General features: G+C 66.3%; 1 protein-coding gene. It reads left to right on the top strand.

Features of this window, described 5'->3' with window-relative positions:
• Positions 1–213: 213 nt before the first annotated feature.
• Positions 214–696, top strand: coding sequence for a hypothetical protein (locus ACFU7Y_RS44165; protein ID WP_380772112.1), 483 nt, complete (start codon positions 214–216; stop codon positions 694–696).
• Positions 697–1,053 lie beyond the last annotated feature (357 nt).

The following is a 1,053-nucleotide window of genomic DNA, read 5'->3' on the forward strand; positions in this document are numbered from 1 at the left end:
GGTGTGCACTCGGGTGTCACCGAACTGCAGCCCCGTGACGCCCGGTGCTGCAGTTCGGTGACGCCTGCGCTGCAACTCGTTGTCGCGGGCTACCGGCTGCGGCCTCGGTGAGGGCCGGATCTGGCGGTCTGGTGGCGTCAGTCTGGGGGTGTGCATTTGAGGGCGATCACCCTCGCTCTGCAGCGCCGGGAGAGTCCGTGACATCCTGTGGCAGTGCTTTTGAGCGATCATGCGAGCAGTGTCGAGCTCAGCCTGCTGCGGTATCAGTTCCCCGAGGTTCGGGGTGACTCATACGACGACAACTGGCTGGTCGTCGGTGGGGCGGTGACGACTCCCGAGGGCAGCTGGTCCTTTGCCGATCCGTGTCTGCTGACCGGTGAAGCCCGTGAGGTGTCCGCTTGGTTGCGTTCGGTGGCCGCGGGGACAGTGGCTGTGGCCGGACCTGATGCCGAAGGCTGGTTGTCCCCGGACACATGGTTCGTCGAGCCGGTCCTGGCTGTTAGCCTCGCCGATCGAAGCGACAGTGGGGCGATGATTCGCGTTCACCTGTCCTTGGAGGCGGCCCCGCCATGGCAGCAGGGCGATGACGGGGCGGACATCTACCAGTACGCCGTGGAGGTGCGGGTGGATACGGATGCGCTGCTTCACGCAGCTGACCAATGGGACCTTGCTCTGGCTTCCTTCCCGACTCGCTGATCAGCGGTGCCCCTTCTCCAGGTTGTCGGTCGGGTCGTCAAGTTGGCTGGCAAGGTTGGTCAGCAGCTTCTCGATGCGGCTGGCCGTGCAGTGCTGGCGTTCGATCTCGCGGGCCCAGCCGTGGTTGGCGGCGTCGGCCGCGCGACAAGGCCCGTGTGGGGGTGGAATCCCCGCTCATTGATGCCAACCTCGTCAGGGAAGTCGGCGAGGCAGGCTACTGACGGAGATCGTCGAAACTCCCCGGTACTGACCGCTCTCACGAAGCACTGCCGGCCGCCGGCGGCGAAGAGGAGAGTCGGACCGACGGAGCCACTGAAGAAGTGCCATGCCCGGGGCGGGAAGTCGGCCCCGCCGACC

Source organism: Kitasatospora sp. NPDC057542 (assembly GCF_042801945.1).
Classification (GTDB): Bacteria; Actinomycetota; Actinomycetes; order Streptomycetales; family Streptomycetaceae; genus Kitasatospora.